Origin of the sequence: Cloacibacterium caeni (assembly GCF_907163105.1) — a bacterium.
In the GTDB taxonomy this organism is placed as follows: domain Bacteria; phylum Bacteroidota; class Bacteroidia; order Flavobacteriales; family Weeksellaceae; genus Cloacibacterium; species Cloacibacterium caeni_A.
This window is the reverse complement of sequence record NZ_OU015321.1, coordinates 1352002-1372418: the sequence shown is the minus strand read 5'-3', so window position 1 is coordinate 1372418 and position 20417 is coordinate 1352002. Positions and strand designations below refer to the sequence as shown.

15 protein-coding genes, 2 pseudogenes and 1 CRISPR repeat array (1 of these 18 running past the window's edge) are annotated in these 20417 nt (G+C 33.8%); of the genes and pseudogenes, 12 read left to right on the top strand and 5 right to left on the bottom strand.

What is annotated here, in order from left to right:
• A CRISPR array of direct repeats spans positions 1-434; the repeat unit is 36 nt; unit sequence GTTGTGGTTTGATTAAAGATTAGAAAAAACGATATT (it extends 261 nt beyond the left edge of the window).
• Positions 435-1055: 621 nt separating this feature from the next.
• The gene (locus tag KKQ76_RS06255; RefSeq protein WP_262897643.1) at positions 1056-2036 is read left to right on the top strand and encodes a bile acid:sodium symporter family protein; all 981 of its coding nucleotides are present in this window, start codon (positions 1056-1058) and stop codon (positions 2034-2036) included.
• 177 nt (positions 2037-2213) lie between these two features.
• Here the strand turns inward: KKQ76_RS06255 and KKQ76_RS06250 are convergent, their stop codons facing one another.
• Positions 2214-3008 carry a DUF3667 domain-containing protein gene (locus KKQ76_RS06250; protein ID WP_213196296.1) on the bottom strand — a complete coding sequence of 265 codons (795 nt, stop codon included), beginning with the start codon at positions 3006-3008 and terminating at the stop codon, positions 2214-2216.
• 13 nt (positions 3009-3021) lie between these two features.
• The gene (locus KKQ76_RS06245; RefSeq protein ID WP_213196295.1) at positions 3022-3273 is read right to left on the bottom strand and encodes a hypothetical protein; all 252 of its coding nucleotides are present in this window, start codon (positions 3271-3273) and stop codon (positions 3022-3024) included.
• 285 nt (positions 3274-3558) lie between these two features.
• Here KKQ76_RS06245 and KKQ76_RS06240 point away from each other — a divergent pair.
• The 9 genes and pseudogenes from KKQ76_RS06240 to KKQ76_RS06200 all read left to right on the top strand — a co-directional run.
• Positions 3559-4324 (top strand): annotated as a pseudogene (locus KKQ76_RS06240) (transposase); the annotation flags it as partial.
• Positions 4325-4937: 613 nt separating this feature from the next.
• Positions 4938-6950, top strand: coding sequence for a tetratricopeptide repeat-containing sensor histidine kinase (locus KKQ76_RS06235; RefSeq protein ID WP_213196294.1), 2013 nt, complete (start codon positions 4938-4940; stop codon positions 6948-6950).
• Between the two features lie 10 nt (positions 6951-6960).
• Positions 6961-7599, top strand: coding sequence for a response regulator (locus KKQ76_RS06230; protein ID WP_213196293.1), 639 nt, complete (start codon positions 6961-6963; stop codon positions 7597-7599).
• An 89-nt stretch (positions 7600-7688) separates the two neighbouring features.
• Positions 7689-9212: a hypothetical protein gene (locus KKQ76_RS06225; protein WP_213196292.1), complete on the top strand. Its 1524-nt coding sequence runs from the start codon at positions 7689-7691 to the stop codon at positions 9210-9212.
• A gap of 46 nt (positions 9213-9258) precedes the next feature.
• A pseudogene (locus KKQ76_RS06220) lies at positions 9259-10432 on the top strand (IS4 family transposase).
• A gap of 99 nt (positions 10433-10531) precedes the next feature.
• Positions 10532-10906: a hypothetical protein gene (locus KKQ76_RS06215; RefSeq protein ID WP_213196291.1), complete on the top strand. Its 375-nt coding sequence runs from the start codon at positions 10532-10534 to the stop codon at positions 10904-10906.
• A gap of 76 nt (positions 10907-10982) precedes the next feature.
• Positions 10983-11432 (top strand): hypothetical protein, encoded by a 450-nt coding sequence (locus tag KKQ76_RS06210; protein ID WP_213196290.1) that lies wholly within the window; start codon positions 10983-10985, stop codon positions 11430-11432.
• A 70-nt stretch (positions 11433-11502) separates the two neighbouring features.
• The gene (locus KKQ76_RS06205; protein ID WP_213196289.1) at positions 11503-13977 is read left to right on the top strand and encodes a T9SS type A sorting domain-containing protein; all 2475 of its coding nucleotides are present in this window, start codon (positions 11503-11505) and stop codon (positions 13975-13977) included.
• Between the two features lie 17 nt (positions 13978-13994).
• Complete coding sequence (locus tag KKQ76_RS06200) at positions 13995-16439, top strand: T9SS type A sorting domain-containing protein (protein ID WP_213196288.1); 2445 nt, start codon at positions 13995-13997, stop codon at positions 16437-16439.
• A 195-nt stretch (positions 16440-16634) separates the two neighbouring features.
• On the opposite strand, the gene KKQ76_RS06195 is transcribed toward KKQ76_RS06200, so the two are convergent.
• The 3 genes from KKQ76_RS06195 to KKQ76_RS06185 form a co-directional block, all read right to left on the bottom strand.
• On the bottom strand, positions 16635-17426 hold the full coding sequence (locus KKQ76_RS06195; protein WP_213196287.1) for a DUF5694 domain-containing protein: 792 nt from the start codon (positions 17424-17426) through the stop codon (positions 16635-16637).
• 332 nt (positions 17427-17758) lie between these two features.
• Entirely contained in the window at positions 17759-18163 is a 405-nt protein-coding gene (locus tag KKQ76_RS06190) for a hypothetical protein (RefSeq protein ID WP_213196286.1), read from the bottom strand.
• Positions 18160-18483, bottom strand: a complete 324-nt coding sequence (locus KKQ76_RS06185; RefSeq protein ID WP_213196285.1) for a hypothetical protein — start codon at positions 18481-18483, stop codon at positions 18160-18162. Before KKQ76_RS06185 ends, KKQ76_RS06190 begins: the two co-directional genes overlap by 4 nt.
• Positions 18484-18674: 191 nt before the next feature.
• Between KKQ76_RS06185 and KKQ76_RS06180 the strand changes: the two genes are divergently transcribed.
• The gene (locus tag KKQ76_RS06180) at positions 18675-18998 is read left to right on the top strand and encodes a hypothetical protein (protein ID WP_213196284.1); all 324 of its coding nucleotides are present in this window, start codon (positions 18675-18677) and stop codon (positions 18996-18998) included.
• 186 nt (positions 18999-19184) lie between these two features.
• Complete coding sequence (locus tag KKQ76_RS06175) at positions 19185-20252, top strand: tyrosine-type recombinase/integrase (RefSeq protein ID WP_213196283.1); 1068 nt, start codon at positions 19185-19187, stop codon at positions 20250-20252.
• Positions 20253-20417: the final 165 nt, after the last annotated feature.

Below are 20417 nucleotides of genomic sequence, written 5' to 3'. Positions count from 1 at the left end.
TCGTTGTGGTTTGATTAAAGATTAGAAAAAACGATATTCAATTATCATAACCAAGGTAACGTACAAGTGTTGTGGTTTGATTAAAGATTAGAAAAAACGATATTAATAATAAAATCTATGAATGCAATCGTGGTGTTGTGGTTTGATTAAAGATTAGAAAAAACGATATTCAAGAATTAGAAACAAAAACCATCTATTTAGTTGTGGTTTGATTAAAGATTAGAAAAAACGATATTAAACTTCAAACTTGGGTTAAGGACCATTATGTTGTGGTTTGATTAAAGATTAGAAAAAACGATATTTTATAACTAACACTTAAACCTTAATACAATGTTGTGGTTTGATTAAAGATTAGAAAAAACGATATTGGATTCGATGGAACCGAAAGCGCAGGAGTAGTTGTGGTTTGATTAAAGATTAGTAAAAACGATATTCAATTAGAGAAGAACAAATATTTGGCTTATGTTGTGGTTTGATTAAAGATTAGAAACCGAGGAACGAGGTTCGACGAAGTCAATTAACGATATTAAAATATTGGCGGAATTTTCTACATCAACGGTTGTGGTTTGATTAAAGATTAGAATTAACGATATTTTTGTGCTAGTCAAAAGAATCGGACTAACCGTTGTGGTTTGATTAAAGATTAGAAACCGAGGAACGAGGTTCGACGAAGTCAATTAACGATATTAGTTGGCTCTCTACCTTCTAATAATCAATAGGTTAATGATGAAATATCGTACATAAAAATGCTTCTTTTTTGCCTTGATACAGCAAGATTGAAGCATTTTTTGTTTTCTATGTGTTGAATTTTTAGTTTTTAATAATCAATAGGAACGGGCTTTAGCCCGTTTTGAAAATTAAAAGATCTAATGGCTTTAGCCAAAAGTTAAAAGATAATTTTTTTCTCTAAAATAGTTCTAATTGTACTGGCTGAGGTGATTTTGGCACTTCGGATTTTCCCCAGAAATCATTAACAAAGCCTATAGAAGCCACAATTTTCTAAATAATTTCCCCACCAACCTGATCTGCTGTATCTTTGTAGAAAATACTAGAAATTGAATCTTAGAAAATTAGCCGATAAACAGAATGTTTTCTTGTTGCTGTTGCTGGTGATGGTTTTGGCGGGAAAACTCATTCCTTACCAAGAATCTTACAATCAAATATTTAACTTAGAACAATTCATCGATTGGGGAATTGCGGGGATTTTCCTTTTGTACGGGCTAAAACTCAACTTGAAAGAAGTGCTGAAAGATGTCTCCAATTGGAAGTTGCACCTATTGGTTCAAGCGGGAACTTTCATTCTTTTTCCTGCATTGGTATTGGTTTTTTATCCAATTTTTAAAGATTCGCCGTACTTCCAAAGTTGGCTTTCCGTATATTTTTTAGCGTGTTTGCCTTCTACGGTTTCTTCATCGGTAGTGATGGTTTCTATAGCCAAAGGAAATGTGACTTCAGCTATTTTTAATGCCTCTATTTCTGGACTTATTGGCATTGTAATGACGCCTTTATTGATGGGGTTTTTCTTAAATGCTCAAGCTGCCGAAAGTCATCAGTCTGAAATTATCCAACAATTATTACTCAAAGTTCTTTTGCCGATTATCTTGGGAATTCTGCTCAATCCGATTTTTAAAAATTGGGTAACGAAATACAGTAAAATCATTGCAGAATTTGACCGTCTCATTATTTTACTCATCGTTTACGAAAGCTTTTCTAAAGCATTTATCGAGAATATTTTTTCTACCGTTCCTTTATTGGTCTTTGTGGTGATTACACTTGCTGCAATAGCGTTGTTTTTTATCGTTTATGAGATTTTAAAACGCATTTCACTTCGATTGGGTTTCAGCAGGGAAGATGTGATTACCACTGCTTTTTGTGGCTCCAAAAAATCTTTGGTTCATGGCAGTTTATTTGTGATGATTCTAGGGATTCCCGAAGAACAAAAAGTTCTTTTCCTATTGCCGATTATGATTTACCACAGTTTCCAACTGTTCTATGTAAGTGCTCTCGCCAATAAAATCGCAAAAAGCAAAGTTTAAAAATAAACTTTATAGACCAATTAAAATTTCAAGATTTTAATCTTAACTAAAAACTTTCTTTAAATCTGGTTTCTGAATTAATCGAAGAATAAACGAGGTTGAAATTTTATGTTTTGGAAAACTATTTTCTAAAAAAAAGGAGTTGTGCAACAGCTACCTGTCTTAGCAGTAGTTTCTTTATTTCAGTTTTAAATATTCCATTGCTTCTGGACCTTTTATCATTGCTATTCCAAAACCAACAAATCCTGCCAAAATAATAAAAATCAAATAACCTAGGATTGTCAAGCCTAAAACGGCGAGAACTTTTAAAATAATATTTTTCAAAGATTTTTCTTTATAAAATTCCTTAAAAAACCAAACTAATATTAATGGAACAAGCAGAATTGAAAATTGAGTTAAATTGTAAAATGCACCTGGTGAATGCCTAAAAAAGAACATAATTGGATATACAAAGAGGATGCTTATTAAAGTATAAAATGATAGAATGTAAGCATTCATTACTATGTGTTCATAGTAATTATGACCCCATTTTCTAAAGGCTATTTTCGTTGTTATTGCAAATAATGGAACATAAAGTAACATTAATATCGAACTATAACTAGACATAAATGACATTATGTCTCCCATAAAATTTGAGTTAATGTGCTGTTGCGAAAAGTAAGCATTCATAATTTCTTTTAGGTTTAAAACCTTAAAAGAAATAAACGTAGCTATTCCACTCAATACAAAAACTAACAAAATGGGTTTATAATGATTTACTCGGTTTCCTTCGATAAATTCCTTTGCTGTTTTTCCAGGGTTTTTTAGAATGTTTTTTAGCGAATAGAGCAGTCCTTTATTGGTGTGAAAAACAGTATATTGTAATTCTTCCCAAATATATTTTTTGTCAATTCGTTTAAATTTTTTCTGTCCACAGTTCGCACAGAAATTCGCTGTAATAAGTTGGTTGCAGTTTTTACAAATATTTTCCATTTGTTTTTTTTAACTATTTCTGTTCACGGGTTTTTATTTCCTTGTCAATTTGTCCTAGACGAGTCGTAATTGGAAGTAAAGTTATAAAACTACCACTCGCTACTGCAATCAGAGCATAATTTTTACTTTTAACCGCAACAGCAATTAGTATTATACAAGCAATAATCATCACAATTCCAAATCCCATTAGAATTCCTTTAATTTTCTTTTTTTCAGCGTAAAGCTCGTTTAATGTTAGTTCTGATAGTTTTTTGTTCTTGGTCATATTTTTTTACGTAATGTTTGTTTGAAATTTCTGCTAACGAGTGAGTATTTGCGAAGAGCGGGCAAAAATCTCCTAAATTTTCAACAATTACCGCAAAAAGCAAAAACTTTTTCGTTTTTCAAACTTAGTTAATTTTAGGAAAACGAAAAAGATTTTTGTGACAAAAAATGGTCTAAATTCTCAAATTATGAATTCAACCCCGCTTTTCGCAAATACATTGTGCTTGTTGCACAACTCAAATATAAAAAAAATTGTATAAAAACGGGATATTTCGTAAATTGATGTATGCAAGGAAAGAAGAATTTTACGCCCCAAATATTTGTTTCGGTCAATTTGTTGGACATGGTTCCAGAGGATAATTTTTACAGAAAATTGCAAACCGAACTCAATTTACATTTCATTTATAAAGCTACCCAAAAGTATTATGGCAAAGAAGGACAGGAGAGTATTGATCCAGTGAACTTCGTTCGCAATCTTCGTAGAAAGCTATGCTTTCTTCTCGTTTGTTTTTAAGATTTTGTTGGTAGGCTATTTGAATAACATTAACTCTGACCGACAATTAATTGCTTTTTGTAGTGATAGCTTGTCGATACGATTATTTTTGGGTTATGATGTACATGAGCAACTTCCTTGGCACAGTACCATTAGCCGAACTCGCGGTTTATATGGCGAAGAAGTCTTTTTAAACTTGTTTAAAGAAGTCTTGAGAATGTGCGTTTCTAAAGGCATGGTTCGGGGAAAACGACAAGCGGTGGACAGCGTTTTTATCAAAGCCAATGCGAGTATGGATAGCTTGGTAGAGAAACTTGTAGTGAGCGATGTCGAACTAGAAGTTTTAGAAGACGCCAGTGCTTTTGTAAACGAAATAGAAGAAAACAGCGAATACAAAGTAACTTCCACCCGCAAGAAACTCGTTGAACGCCACCATGATTGGAAGGTAGAAGCGTATAAAGGAATACCAGGGAATAGTAACAGCAATCAAACCGACGAAAACGGCAATCTCATCCGTCCCAAATACTTGTCTAATCACACCCATTATTCTCCCACAGATTGCTCGGGAGGCTTTCACATATATTTTTCGATTACATAAAAATTACTCCTGCCAGGAATGCGAAATCACCCCAGTAATAATACAAGAAATAATAATAGAATTGTACATTTTTTCTGTTTTGCGTTACGAACTTAACAAGTATTTTCTAATTTTACATTTTTTAAATAAAAATTAACTAATGCTTCTGTTTTTGATTTCTAAGAGTAGCTTTCTAAAAATATTTCAGGTCAATTATTTTGTTACACAAATAGATGATTTTATCAGTTAATTCTTTGTCAATAAACTAAATGTGTGAAAAATCATTATTCTGTTCCGTTTATTAAATAAAGTTGACAGTAAAAATAGTAAGCGGATCGACAATTTGAACAATTCTGTAAAAAACAATCTCAAAATTTCAAAATATTTTTTAAAAACAATGCGTATTTTCAATTCGGATTTTATGTATATTTGATTCTGTTCAAAGTGGTTATTCAACTGTCATCAATTTATTTTTAAATTTTAGAGCATAACCATTTTACCAGAAAATTAAAAAATACAATTAAAGACTCTTCGATTTTTGCCTGATGCAGTCGCGCTCATAAAACTTCGGAGGATAGAAACTAATAAAACCTATATGAAAATAAATTCTACTCTTTCTTCTAATTTTTCTACACCAGAATCATCTTCTACTTTGTTGAAAAATCAGTTTGCGATGATTTGTAGATGTTTGATGTTCTTTTGTTTGACTTTTGGTTTTGCTTCAGGTTTGAAGGCGCAAAACTTATCTGAAGTCATCAGCAATTTAAAATCCGAACTCAGTAAAAATCCGGACGATAAAAAACGGGCGTCCATTTACTCGGATCTTACTTGGTATTACGCCAGTGTTTCGGTAGATTCTGCGCTTAGTTACGGGAAAAAGGCCATTTCGGCAACGGAAAAACTTCAAGATTCTGTTTTGTTGGCGCAGGTTTACAGTGATTTGGGAGCGGTTCATTTTCGAAATAATGATTTCAAAAATTCAGAAAAAAATTATCTGAAATCTTATCAAATCCGCAAAAGACAAAAGAACGCCGCAGGAATTGCAAAACTCAATAATAATTTGGCTTCGGTATATCAAAGCAGTTTTCAGTACCACAAAGCGATGAAAATGTACCTGGAAGCTCTGAAATATTTTGATGCAAAAGGAGATGTAAGAAATTCCAACATCACAAAGGCGAATATCGGACTGTTGTTTGTGGATTTAAAAGACAATCGCAATGCAATCAAATACATCACAGAAGCGATCAACTATTTTGAATCGCAGGAAAGAAGCGTGGAAATAGAGAATAAACTCTGCGAAAATTACCTCAACTTGGGAAAGGCATTTCAGATGCAGAAGAATTATTCCGAAGCGGAAAAACAGTATCAAAAGAGTGCAGCAATTTGTAATAAAATCGGGAATAAACAGGGAATTTCATTTGCCAACAGAAATTTGGGAAACCTGTACACAATGCAACGAAAAGATTCTTTGGCGCAAGTAAATCTTCAGGTTTCACAAGAAGTTCGGGAAGAATTTAATTCTAAAATTGATCAGGAAAGCAACAGCATCGATGTGGCGCAAAGCTTAATTGTAAAAGGCAAATACCAAGATGCTAAACGAATGCTTTTGAAAATTTTGCCGACTTTTGAAAAAGAAAAATCTAAAGAAAATCAGCTTTCTACTTACAAACTCCTTACCAATGTTTATCATAACACCGCGCAGCCGGACAGTGCAGAATTTTATTTTGAAAAATACATCGCATTAGATAATGAATTGGTGAATACCAACGTGATTTCCAGTACAGCAGAACTCGAAAAAAAGTACCAAACATTGAAGAAAGATTCCGAAATTCTTCAGCAGAAATCTAAAATATTTAAAAGAAATGTTGCGATTTCTTCGTTGGCCGCTTTACTTCTTTTCGGTTTTGTTTTTTACAGAAACCGTCAACATCGCCAAAAAGTGGAACATCAAAAAGCCATTCTCCATCAGCAAGATTTGGCTACCAAAGCGGTAATTACAGCCGAGGACAACGAGCGGAAAAGGATGGCAACCCACCTGCACGACGGAGTGGGACAGCTTTTAATGGCGGCCAATATGAATGTGAGTGTGTTGAATGAATACAAAGACAATCCGGAAAATTTTAAAAACATCACTCAGAAAATATCGAATATTCTTTCGGATGCCATTGCGGATGTTCGTACGCTTTCGCATCAGATGATGCCGAATATGTTGATTAAAAATTCTTTGACCAATGCCTTGAGAGACCTCATCGAGAAGACATCAACGCCGAAACTCGCTGTTAATCTGCAAATTGAAGGCCTTGAAACCGAAGTCGATCAAAATATTCAGGTGACGCTCTACAGGATTATTCAGGAATGCATCAACAATACGGTTAAACATTCGGGAGCCGATAAAATCGATATTTCCGTGATACAGTCTGATAAAAAAATTACCACAGAGATTAAAGACAATGGCAAAGGTTTCAATCCTTTAAAAATTACGGAAAATAAAGATGGAATAGGCCTGCAAAATATGAAAGCGAGGATTGAAATGCTGAAAGGAAAAATGCGAATTGACAGCGCTGCAGATCGCGGTACAAAAGTTTTTATTGAAATACCAATCGTCTAATTATTTTCCTATGAAAATTGCCATAGTTGATGATCACCAGATTATAATTGATGGAATCGAAATGCTTCTCGGTTTGGAGAAAAATATTGCGATTCTGAAAACCTATACGGATGCCTGTGATTTTTTGCTGGATATGCGAGAAGCAAAGATCAATCCGGATTTATTGTTGATGGATTTAATGATGCCCACGATGAACGGATTCGAATGTGCAAAAGTCCTGAAACAAGAGTTCCCCAATCTTAAAATCATTATTCTATCGATGAATTGTGATCCGAAAGTAGTTTATGAATTGGTTGAAAAAATAAAAATTGAAGGTTATCTTTCCAAAAATGTCAACAGACAAGATTTGGTAAAAGCGTTGCAGGATGTACAGTTGGGATACATTCACCTCAGCGAAGAAGCAGAAATGGCTTTGAACCAATTTAAGCGAAAAATCATCGATTATCCGCAAATCATATTGACGGCCCGCGAAAAACAAATCGTGAAATTAATGATCGACGGACTTACCAATAAAGAGATTTCTAATGCATTATTCATCAGCGAAAGTACTGTAGAAACCCACCGAAAAAATATCTATCGAAAAACAGAAACCCATTCGCTTCCTAAATTAATTCAAGCGGTTGCCAATCTTAATTTATTGGCAGATTAATCTTCGATTTACTATAAAAATACCCTGTAGAGGGTAGATTGTCATCTGGATTTTGAGATACTTTTATCTCGTAAAAAAAATCACAGACTATGACAACAAAAATTATTTTCAGTACGGCCGCCCTACTTTTCGGCGTTGCCACCTTTGCACAACAATCCACTTTTGATATACTGGAAAAGGATTATGAAATTTCCAGAAAAGCAAAAAAAGGCTATCTCGGTGGAGTAGAACCCAGCGGAAATGGAGGTTTCGAAATGGTGTATTTCCTGCCTTCAAGCAAAAGAAAAGTTAAGATTGAAACCTATACTTTCGACAAAGATGCCAATCTTGTCAATAGCCTAAAAGACGAATGGGATGTAGAGAAAGTAAAGAAAAAATGGAAATTTTTCAATTTTAAAGGAGATGAATATATCACTACCGCAGCTTCGGTGAGCACCAATCTTACCGGAAAAATGATGTTTAAAAAACGCGAGATCAAAGCGAAATACAACTGGCTTGTTGGAGATTATGTGAAGCGAATAAAACTTCTCGACAAACAAAAACTCACCAGTGAAAACGGAGAAGAATATCTCTTCAGCGGTGCGTATGAAGTAGAAAGAGACAGTGCGATTTATGCACTCGCATATCCTTATGCCAAAGGTGCTTCCCTGAATAATCTTGACTTAGTGAAAATCTCAAACAGCGGAGAATCCAAAAAAATAGCTTCTATTCCTACGCCGACTCCTTTGAAGCCCATTTTCTCCAAGCCTTTAATGGACGACAACAGCCGAGACGTTTCTAATGACGATTTCCCAAGAGATTGGATTGTTGTTTTAGCGCCTACAAAAACTTACGGAAAAAGCAATGCCGGAAATCCAAACCAACTGACCTATCTTAGGATTTCCCCAGAAGGTGCGGTAAAGGAACAGTTTAATTTCTCTGCTCCATCGGCAGGTTTCCGTATTCTTAATGCCTATAATAAAGGAAATGAAGTGATTCTTTATGGTTTAGGAATTAAAAAAGAAGGAAAATATGCAGACGAAATCTTAGGAACTACTGTGTCGCCATCAAGTATGGATGATGAGGAACAAGCCGCCGCTAAATCTACTGGAGGAATGCTCGGAGGAATCGGAAAAATGGCGAATATGGTTTCCGGAAAAGACGATATGGCTCCGTCACAGCAATCACTGGACAATGCCCTGGACGAAAAAAAATATGATGACTTTATCATTGCAAAAGTTTCTGGGGGAAATGTTTCTTTCATTAAAGCGACACCTATGGCTGAACTTAATCAAAAAGCAGTTGCCGGTCCGGACATGAAAAAAGCTTTGGAATTTGACGGTAAAAAGTTTGTTACCAATAATTTCCAAATCTTGAAAGATGGCTCGATGATGCTTAGCGTACAGGATTATAAACCAAATGGTGGCGGAATAGGAGGCAACAAACTTTTAGGTGCATTAACAGGTGTGAGTACAAGTAGAAGTGGAGGATATGACAGAGTTTATAAAGGCATGTATTTGTTGCATTTTTCTCCGGACGGGAATTTGGTAAGAAACTACACTGTGCAGCTCGATCAGAAAAATAAGAAAGGTTTTTTCAATAGCGTCCTAAATAAAAAAATAAGAAGGAATTAAAGTAACTCAAAGTATCTTTGAGGTTGCACAACAAAAAAACCTTCTTATGGATTCAAAATTAACATTATTTTCCCAAATCATTTCAAAAATAGACCGAGGGATTTTCAAAAAAATAGTAATTGAGAAGAAAACCGATTACCGAAATAAAGGATTTGATAGTTGGAACCACTTAGTTTCTATGCTTTTCTGTCATTTTGCCAAAAGCACTTCGGTTCGGGACATTTCCAACGGACTTCGCAGTGCCACAGGAAACCTGAATCATTTAGGGATAAAAACAGCACCTTCCAAATCTTCTATTAGCTACCAGAATGGAAAACGAGATGCAGATTTTGTTTAAAGACTTGTATTTCAAACTATTAGAACAATTAGGACAGCACACGAAAGAAAGACGGATAAAACTCAAAATAAAAGTTCCTGTCTATTTATTAGATTCTACCCTTATTTCTCTATGCCTGTCTTTGTTCGATTGGGCAACATATCGAACTAAAAAAGGAGCCGTGAAAATGCATACCTTACTTGAATATGACGGGAAACTTCCTGTTTATGTGAATATTACCAAAGGAAGTGTTGCTGATAACAAGGGAGCGGAAAACATTCCTTTGGAAAAGGGAGCAGTCATTGTTGCAGACCGATTCTATAACGATTTTCCAATGCTCTCTATTTGGGACAGCAAAGGTGTTTTCTTCGTAATAAGACATAAAGAAAATCTGAAATTTGAAACTTTACAGGAACGAGAACTTCCACCAAAAGGAGCTCAAAGCATCCTAAAAGACGAAGAAATAGTACTCTCAAATCCTTTATCCAAAGAAAAATATCAAAAAAAATTAAGAAGAGTGGCTATTTGGGATAATGAAAACAAGCAAACCATTGAAATGATTTCCAATAATTTCTCTTGGGCTGCTTCTACCATAGCAGAATTATACAAGCAAAGATGGCAAATTGAGATCTTTTTTAGAGATATCAAGCAGTTGCTTCACCTCAAAACCTTCATTGGAACTTCTGAAAATGCAGTGAAAATCCAAATCTGGACGGCACTTATCACTATTCTCATTCTGAAATACCTGAAATCCATCGCTAAATATAATTGGCAATTATCAAATCTGGTAGCTTTTATCCGATTGAATATTTTTGTTAAAATTAATCTTCAATTTTGGCTCGACAAACCATTTGAGCAACCGCCTGAAACCCCCAAAAACTATTATCAAGGGGTTCTTTTTTGAAATTAAATGTAAGCTAAATGTAAAATAGGTATTTAGGCTGTTTCTATTTTTAATAATTTTTTTTTAGGACAGTATTGAGGTTTTTTCAATAATTCACCGATGACCGCAGATAATTTCCCTGCCGTAGGATATTTAATCGAAAGCAAAGACGGAAAATCTGTTAACTGGATTATGGAAATGGTAAAGGCCATAGATAAAGACACAAGTTTTAGTTCAATGACCAATTTTTTCACAGGAACCACCACCAATACCACTACTACTACCTACTCACCATTCTATAGTATTGAATATGGTAAGATTGATCTTTCTACCGGAAAATCTTCAGAATTTAGAACGTTGGGTGACTTAGAGAAAAAGAAATATTACCTCTACGATAAGCATAACCGCATACAGATTGGAGATTATATTTATTTCTTCAGCGAAACTCCTAATGGCGACCGGCTTTTGGTTTCCAGAATGGATGTGAACCAATAAAAATCTGTGATTCCGTGCCTGTTTAACTTAGGTTTCCGGGTGCGGTTTTCTTTTAACCAAATTAAAATTCTATATTATGAAAAATCTGTTTTTTTATTTCAGAACCTTGATGGTATTGGCTGTTCTATTCATTTCCTGTGACAGGAATGAAGATGATGGTACAAACACCGCAACTTCCTCAACTGCAGGATTTACGTGGAAGGAAGACTCCCAAACTGCGCCTGAACAAAAAGCTTCGTCTGCCTATTTTCAGGGAAGTTCCATTTTCGCACTTAATGCTTCGAATGCTACCGTGTTCGAAATTAATCTGATGAAAAGTTCCGCGGTAGGAACCCATACTTTCGACGGCGATTACATCAAAGGTACAGCTTTGGTTTACGTCACCAAAAATTTCAACGCTACCGGTGGAACCATCACCATAACTGAAAAAACGGGCTCCAAAGTTTCAGGGAAATTCGAAGCTACCGGAACAGGAAACGGAATTACAAAAGTTTACGGAACGTTCACAGGTATTCCGGTGAAATAATCAGTATTAAAGACTTAGCCAAAGTTTTGAGCTTTGGCTAAGTCTTATTATCAAATAAAAAACAGCTACAATGAAAAACTTCTATTTTTTGGCAATATTCTTTATCTCCGTATTTGGAAATGCCCAGATTACAAAAGTATTAGAATTTAATGACAGTAAACTCCTTCCCCAATTTATGGAAAAACATAGGATGAAGGTTTGGAAAAACAAGGTATTCTATCAAGGCAAAGGGATTCCCGCATCTTCTCCTTATAATTACAGTACCTGCAATCTTGTAGTTTCCGACGGAACTGCGGAAGGTACTAAAGTTTTGAAAGATTTATCTCCAAGCAATGAGTACGACGCTAAAATAGTTCAATGGGCTGCAACCGACAGCTATCTTTATTTCACCTGCAAAACAAATTACGGAAAATACCAGTTATGGAGAACAGACGGTACTTCGGAAAATACCTTGAAGCTCGATGAATCTTTTAGGACAGGTTTTACAGAACCTACTATGAATTATTTGGGAATTGGCGGCACTACTAGTGAAGAGTTTATTACAAGCATACAAAATTCTTCTTACAATTATCCGGATAATTTTGACAATCAACTTGTTACAATCGGAAACAAACTCTTTTATACAAAATTCGACAATACTACCCAGGAATTTTCCATGTACGAAACAGAGGGCACTGTTGAGTCGATTAAAAAAATTCCCGGAGACTACAGCTACAAGCAGTCTCTTCCCAATACTTATCTTGTTTATAATAACAAGCTTTATTTTGGAGGAAGTTATTATACTGTTAACCAATATAGTGGAGTAAAAAGTAGATACGATGCATCCTTCGTCTACGACGGGGTTTCCACAAAACAGGTATTTTATTCTAATGGAAAGTTTGATCCTTCTTTCACCCGATTTAGTGCTGTTTTTAACGGTAAGATTTATTTTGATGCTGGTAATTTCGATATATATTCTACCACAGATTTTGGCAATAACAAAAAACTAGTTTACAGAGCACCTTGCACTATGGGTTTTCCGGGACCACCTGATTCCAAAAAAACATTTCAGTTCCGAAAAACTGCAAATTATATGTTTATGTTTGGCAATAATGGATGCGACGAATATTTATACATTATTGATAAAAATGATGCGGTGAAAAAAGTACTACTTCCTGCCAACAGTCAGCTAAACGAAATAATAATTGGTGAAAACGCCTCATATATACATACGAAAACATTGATAAATAGTGCATATTCCTACAATATTACGGTGATTAATGAAGATGCTTCTTTAATTAATTCTGTTACGGTGAATTACCCCTCTTTTTTTGGGCACACCTTAAATGGAATTCTTTATTATGCTGATTTGCCTGAAAAATTGAACAGTCCAACATTGAACGGACTCAATATTGAATTATGGCGTACCAATGGTTCTAGCAATTATATGGCTTATGAAATAAATAGAGGTCAACAGCAACTTTCGCAAAATAATTTTGTAAATATGGCATCTCAACCGAGGAACTTTTTTAAGCTTCAGAACAAAATCTATTTTATTGCCACCAATGAGGGCAAAGAAAATCTGTATTCTTTAAATGAAGATTTTACTTTCAACAATGGCACATCAAACAATCAATGGAATGAAGGTGATAACTGGGCAGGGCAGATCGTTCCTTTTGAAAGCGATGACGCGTTAATTCCGGCAGGAAAAACACCAGAAATTAATGGCAATGCATCAGTGAAAAATATAAGCGTAGGTTCGCCGTTGAACCTTTCTGCAGGAACCCTGAACATTTCAGGAAACTTAGATCTTGGAGCAAAAATCACCTTAAACAATAACAACCTAAACCTAAAAGGCAATTCCTCCCAAATCACCAACGCAAACGCATCCAACTACATCGTCACCAACGGAACTGGAAGCGTAAATGTTGAAAATCTAAATTCCGCACGTGGAAATCTAAACTTACCAATCGGAACGTCCACGAATTACAATCCGGTTTCCATCGCAAATACCGGAACTTCCGATACTTTTTCAGCGAGAGTTTCGGATGGAATTGCCAACACTACGAATGGCGCAGTAAACGCCACTTGGGAAATCTCCGAAGGAACTGCAGGTGGAAGCAATGTGAGTTTAACTTTAGGTTGGAATACTTCCCAACAGAATGCAGCATTTGATTCCGGAACTGCAAAAGTCGGGCATTATCTAAACGGAAGCTGGTTGGAGGAAAATTCGGGAGAGGTTTCAAATAATTCCATCACAGCCACAGGAATTTCTTCTTTCTCGCCATTTGCAGTGATGAATTTTGGCGCACTTGCCGCTTCGGATTTTTCAAAATCAAAAGTTTTAATTTATCCAAATCCTTTTAATGAAAACCTAAATATTTCAACAGAAAATGGTGGAGTAGTGAACTTCTACGATTTGAGCGGAAAACTCGTTTCAACTTCTGTCTTGGCAAAAGGAACGAATTCTTTGAACAAATCCTCGCTTGCAAAAGGTGTTTACATTTATCAGATTAAAAACGCAAGTGGGGAAGTAGTTTCATCTGGGAAAGTGATTAAGAAATAATTTTAAAAATTAACATTATGAAAAATATATTAAAAACAATATTTCTTTTTTCTTTTACCACGATTTTGGCACAAGTTAGTGTTGTAAAAGAATCTCCGTATTCTAGTAATTATCTAGGTGTTCCAGTTTATCCAAAAGAAAATGTTAATTATAGAGCTTTTCTTAGTGAGTATAATGTGTGGAATAATAAGGCTTTTTATATTGCTGACTACTATTTTCAACCGTGTAACAGCGGATGCAATACATTGAATTTAGTAATGACGGACGGTACTGAAAATGGTACTGTTGTTTTAAAAAATTTAATAAGTAGCACAGTTTCAAACCCAATTGCAATTCAGTTTAAACCAGCTGGAAATTATATATATTTTACAATTCAGTATACGGATAGTGCAAGTAAAATATTTTTAGAATTATGGAGAACAGATGGAACAGCAGCTGGAACCTTAAGAGTAGATCAAGTCCAGAATCCCGTAAGTCCACAAAAAAGATTTTTCAGTATAGAAATTGGTGGTGATGAATATAATGGAAATCGTGGACCAAGATATAAAACTGATTCCCATATCGGTAACACATTTTATTATTTAAAATATTCTACAGCTCAAAGTAAATGGGAAATCTGGAAAACTGATGGTTCACAAAGTCAAGCTGTTACAAACAGTCCATTAATAGATTTAGTTAATGATACGGGTTATCTTACCTCATATAATAATAAACTTTATTTATTAGATAAAAATTACAACTTAGTTTCTTATGACGGGAGTGTTTTTTCCAATGTTATTCCATTTACTATTGGTGATACCGGTAGTGGAGGGCAAGGTGTGGTCACAAGAGTTTATCAAATTGGAACTATTTTTAAAGATAAACTTTATATAAATGCCAGAATAAATAATATTAATGGAATTTTTAGTTTAGATAATCAAAATATTTCACAATTTATTTTTAAAAAAGACGCCCCATTAATTGGTTTTGATTTTATGAAAACCAAAGATCATCTTGTTTTCGTGAGTAGTGGAGTTACATCAGAAGTTATATTAACAAACGGAATTCCCGGAAACTCAAATAGAATATTTTATCAACCCAATACAACAACCATCATTAAACAAATATTTACCGATAATGATAATATATTTTTCATCACAAGACCTTATGATACAAGTCAAATGATGAATGGTAAAATCTATAGAGCAAATTCTGATGGTTCAAACCTAACTTCAGTAAACTGTAATTTAGAGTATGCATTAGATAGGTATGAAAATTATAAAATCTATAAAAATACATTATGGTTTGATTATAATTTACCAACAGCTCCTATTACAGAAGGAAAAGAGCTTTGGAGAACAGATGGCGTTACCTTATCACAGGCTTTTGATCAAATTAAAACGATTAACTTTGGATACAATGGAAGTTTAGATGCAAAATATTTTTTCAGATTAAATGATGATTTATTTTTCTTTGGTTATAAGGACAATTATTCTTCAGCCCTTTATAAATTCAAAGGTGATTTTACATTTAACAATAGTGTGGACAATTCTTGGAACAATCCTAATAACTGGAACTCTACATTAACACCTTTAACACAGAATGACGCAATAATTCCAGTAAATGTTACACCTCAAATTAGTTCGGATGCGTTTGCTAAAAACTTATTCGTTTCTTCACCACTCAATATTTCCTCAGGAAACCTCAATGTCTCAGGAAATTTAAACCTCGGAGCAAAAATCACTTTAAACGGGAATAATTTAATCCTAAAAGGCCCTTCTTCCCAAATCACCAACGGAAATTCTACCAACTACATCGTCACCAACGGAACTGGCACCATAAATGTTGAAAATCTAAATTCCGAACGTGGAAGTGTAAACTTACCAATCGGAACGGCCACGAATTACAATCCGGTTTCCATCGCAAATACCGGAACTTCCGACACGTTTTCAGCGAGAGTTTCCGATGGAATTGCCAACACTACGAATGGCGCAGTAAACGCCACCTGGGAAATCTCCGAAGCAACTGCAGGTGGAAGCAATGTGAGTTTAACTTTAGGTTGGAATACTTCCCAACAGAATGCAGCATTTGATTCCGGAACTGCAAAAGTCGGCCATTATCTAAACGGTAACTGGGCTGAGGAAAACTCTGGAAGCGTTTCAAATAACAACATTACTGCAACAGGAATTTCTTCTTTCTCGCCATTTGCCGTGATGAATTTCGGAGCTTTAGCTGCTACAGATTTTTCTAAATCAAAAGTTTCAATTTATCCAAATCCTTTCAATGAAAACCTGAATATCTCAACCGAAAATGGTGGAGTAGTGCACTTCTACGATTTGAGCGGAAAACTCGTTTCAACATCAGTTTTGATGAAAGGAACGAATTCTTTGAACAAATCTTCACTTGCAAAAGGTGTTTACATTTATCAGATTAAAAACGCAAATGATGAAATTCTTTCTTCGGGGAAAATCATAAAAAAATAAATTCCATTTCGATGGTTTCGAACAAAGAAAATCCAGTTGAGCAGATCAACTGGATTTTCATTTAGCAATATTTGGAGTAAATACTTTTACGAGGAAAAAATAATGCTTAATAAGCTTTCTAAGCTTCCGTTCAACAGGAGTTTCATTGTTCGTGCTCCGCACGCAACGAAACTCTAGTTATTGGCAGAAGTGCTTTTATAGTTTTAGATACTTTTTTAGTTCTATATTTTCAAATTTTGGATTATTTTTTAAGAAATGATCAAAAAATGCAGTATGTGTTCCTCCCAAAATTATCAATATTCTGTCTGATTTAGTCATAGGTATTTTATTCAAATTAGTAAACATTCTCAAATTTCTTTGGTAAGCAAGTGTTGCTTGGTCTGCTCCTTCATAATTTCCATTTAAACTCATCATAGCAAAATAATTATGGTCGTAGAGCAGATTTTCTTTAGCAGGATTCGTATTGAAAATTTTAATTTGTTCAAGAAATGATAATTTTGATAATTTCATATAATTATTAATTGTCTTGTTATATACTGATTTCCATTCTTCATTTGAATTAAATAGTTTTCCAAGTGTTTCAAAATTATATTGTAAATCGTGATTTATGCCATAAATTTTTTTTACGTTTGAAAGTCTGCCAACTTCGTATACTATCAAGTCAATTTCTTTGCCATAATTCGTTCTGTAACTTTGGTCTTTCAAATATGATTGATAACCTTTATTCATTTCAGAATCTTCTTCGGGAAGTGATTCTACACAAATTATTGTAGGTTTAAATTTTGCTAAAGCATCTACAACTTTATTAATTTCGTTTCTTGTTTTTTCAGACTGTAAGTCAAAACTTGAAGTAACATTATCTGTAGAATTTGATAAATGAACTGTTCCAAAATTTAAAACTTTTATTTTTTCAGTGTTGTCAGGTATTTTTTGTGTAGAACAACTTGTTAATATAAAAATTGTAAAAATAAGATATAAATTTTTCATTTTTTAATTAGTTTTCTTTTAAGAGTAGTTTTTGGTAGTATTTCTGCCAACGGTTCGGCGGATTTGCGAAGTCCCGAGAAGGAAGTTTACTTCCGTTCTTGGGATTTTGCAAATTCACAGTGTATGTTGCACCACTCAAATATACTAAAACTTTTATAAAAACCATGCTTTACAACATGAAAAAACACCATTATAAGCGCTCTAAATTTTAATATTTTAAAAACAAACCTCTCTAAAATTGCTTCTAAAGAGGTCAAAATATATGTTTTTGAAAACTATTTTCTAAAAAAAAGGAGTTGTGCAACAGCTACCACTGTTATCTGCTGTTTTTCTTACATTTCAGCACGAGCAGAACTTGCTTCAGAATAACTATTATAAATGAAAATTTGTCTGTCAGTTACAATCCAATCTTTTTGCATCTTTCTCAAAAGATTTTGTTCTGCTTCATCCATCAAACGATATTTCAAATCTTCAGTAATTGGCTCATTAATTTCCATTACATCAGATTTGAATAATTGAATAGGTTCAATTGAATTTGGCCTCTTAGTTATTTCTTCAAGGCGATTTTTTACATTTTGAGCAGTGTTGCTTTCAACTACTACTGTGACAACCGCATATTTAGTTTGGACGACAGGCTGTTCATAAGTAACGTTGCTATCAACATCGTTGTAAGTTTCTTTCTTATCGCAAGATATTATTAAACTCACGCTCGTTAAAAGGAATAGTGTTTTTTTCATATACATTTAATTTTAGTAAATGCTTTAAATAAATAATTGTTTTTGCTGTTATCTAAACAAATTTTTTCTTTTTTTAAAAATTCAGAAAATTTATTAGTACTATTTAGACTACTGTCCTTAATATTACTATAATTAAAATCCCCATCAAGTTTTCCCATTAAGTCGAATTTTTTATTTTGAAAATTTGTAATTAACTGTATTTGCTCAATTTTTTTTTCTGTTTTTATATAATAGTTAAAATCATAGTAGACTGCCTGATTTTTATTTAATTCCAAAATTAAATAACTTGAATTTTCTGTTGATAATGTAATATTTTTCATTTATATACGATTTTTCTAAAATAGCAGATAACGGTTCGGGTATTGCCGATGGTGGCACTACTGCAACAAAAATTAATTGATAAAACTAAAATTTATATTATGAAAAATAGTAATGATGAAACATTCAATGCCACTATTGGCAATACAGTGTTATGCGTTCGGCTTTATTCAGAAACTTAAAATTAGATAAAATGAAATACAAAAAACAATCAATTAAAGGCTACAAAGCTTTAAATATGTACCCTGTTTATATTGAAGGTATTTACAAAGGACGCCAACCATTTAAGGTAGTTGGTATTAGAGAAAATCAAGTTGAACTTGAAGGTGATTTTTCAGGTGGTACTCACAATGTTTGCCAAAAAGATTGGTTTAATGACGATAGAGTGTTTGTTATTAAATCTGTTTGCGACGAACAATTAAAACCTAATGGTTGTCAAATTCACAATGTATATTGTTGTGGTGGTGGTTCTGTTATTAATGAACACGTTAGTTATTGGGACTCTCTCGTAAGCTGACGCATAACACCCAAATATACGAAAGTTTTGCGAAAGTGCAATTTTTTTGATAAATTTTGACTACATGCTATATATTCAGTGTTTTTTGTATATATTTGGTTTCGTATTTCGTATAGAGATTTATAGAATTTATTGCACTCTATTTTTTTAATCTACACAAAATGCGAACCCTGTAAAGATAAATAAATGGATTTTAATTTATACAAATTCAGTATAGGAGAACACTATTCTAAAAAAGTCATTTGGATTACTTTTCCCAAAGATTATACCTTGATTAAGGAACTTAGAGAGCGTTTCTCGTCTGTAAAGTGGAGCAGTACTCATAAAGCATGGTATTTGCCAGATTTACCATCTATACGTACTGCTTTACAAATTAATCCTAGCGAAATAGGAGATGAACTTATAGCAAGTATAGCACCTAATAACCAAGAAGCTTTTTTGCGGTTTAGAAATCAATTAAAACTAAAAGCATATAGTAAGAATACCATTAGAACCTACACTACAGAATTTGCGCATTTGCTTAGAACAATTAAGCATTACTCTGTAAATGAACTTACACAAGAGAGATTGAAAGATTATTTTCTATATTGTATTAAAAAAGAAAATATTAAAGAAAATCATCTCAATAGCAGAATTAATGCAATAAAGTTTTATTTCGAAAAAGTGTTGCACAGGGAAAAAATGTTTTTTGATATTCCACGTCCTAAAACACCAAAATTGCTTCCTAAAATGCTCACAAAATCAGAAATTAAAAAGATTTTCAAGCAAACATCTAATCCTAAACATCTCCTCATGCTCCAGCTTTCTTATGGAATGGGTTTAAGGGTTTCCGAAATTGTAAATCTTAAAATAGAGCATATTAATTCTGAGGATATGATGGTTTTAATTGCTGGTGCAAAAGGAAAAAAAGATAGGTATACCAATTTGCCGGAGTCTATATTACCTCTATTGCGAACTTATTATAAAGAATACAAGCCAAAAGATTATCTTTTCGAAGGTCAATACGGTGGTGCATATTCGGTGAGAAGTGTACAGATGGTTTTTAAAAATGCACTCAAAAATGCTAAAATCAACAAAACCATTGGTATACACGGTTTGAGACACAGTTACGCCACTCATCTTATAGAAAGTGGGGCGGATATTAGATTTTTGCAGGAACTTTTGGGGCATAATTCTATTAAAACTACCCAAATCTATACCCATGTTACAGATGTTTCTAAATCAAAAATAAAAAGTCCTCTTGATTTTTTATAATTCTCTCCAAAAAAATTCCATTTTCAGCTCACCCCAAAGGAAAGTCAAAGGAAAGTCAAAGGAATGTATAAGGAATGTATAACTAAAGGGTAGCCAATCATCCATAAAATCTTCTTTTAAAATTATGAAAAGGCGAGTGCTAGTCTTTTTAATTCTATAAACATG

Coding starts and splice junctions, on each gene's coding strand:
- KKQ76_RS06235 (WP_213196294.1), top strand. CDS start 4,938: ATGAAAATAAATTCTACTCTTTCTTCTAATTTTTCTACACCAGAATCA.
- KKQ76_RS06215 (WP_213196291.1), top strand. CDS start 10,532: ATGACCGCAGATAATTTCCCTGCCGTAGGATATTTAATCGAAAGCAAA.
- KKQ76_RS06250 (WP_213196296.1), bottom strand. CDS start 3,008: ATGGAAAATATTTGTAAAAACTGCAACCAACTTATTACAGCGAATTTC.
- KKQ76_RS06230 (WP_213196293.1), top strand. CDS start 6,961: ATGAAAATTGCCATAGTTGATGATCACCAGATTATAATTGATGGAATC.
- KKQ76_RS06185 (WP_213196285.1), bottom strand. CDS start 18,483: ATGAAAAATATTACATTATCAACAGAAAATTCAAGTTATTTAATTTTG.
- KKQ76_RS06200 (WP_213196288.1), top strand. CDS start 13,995: ATGAAAAATATATTAAAAACAATATTTCTTTTTTCTTTTACCACGATT.
- KKQ76_RS06190 (WP_213196286.1), bottom strand. CDS start 18,163: ATGAAAAAAACACTATTCCTTTTAACGAGCGTGAGTTTAATAATATCT.
- KKQ76_RS06180 (WP_213196284.1), top strand. CDS start 18,675: ATGAAATACAAAAAACAATCAATTAAAGGCTACAAAGCTTTAAATATG.
- KKQ76_RS06195 (WP_213196287.1), bottom strand. CDS start 17,426: ATGAAAAATTTATATCTTATTTTTACAATTTTTATATTAACAAGTTGT.
- KKQ76_RS06225 (WP_213196292.1), top strand. CDS start 7,689: ATGACAACAAAAATTATTTTCAGTACGGCCGCCCTACTTTTCGGCGTT.
- KKQ76_RS06175 (WP_213196283.1), top strand. CDS start 19,185: ATGGATTTTAATTTATACAAATTCAGTATAGGAGAACACTATTCTAAA.
- KKQ76_RS06205 (WP_213196289.1), top strand. CDS start 11,503: ATGAAAAACTTCTATTTTTTGGCAATATTCTTTATCTCCGTATTTGGA.
- KKQ76_RS06210 (WP_213196290.1), top strand. CDS start 10,983: ATGAAAAATCTGTTTTTTTATTTCAGAACCTTGATGGTATTGGCTGTT.
- KKQ76_RS06245 (WP_213196295.1), bottom strand. CDS start 3,273: ATGACCAAGAACAAAAAACTATCAGAACTAACATTAAACGAGCTTTAC.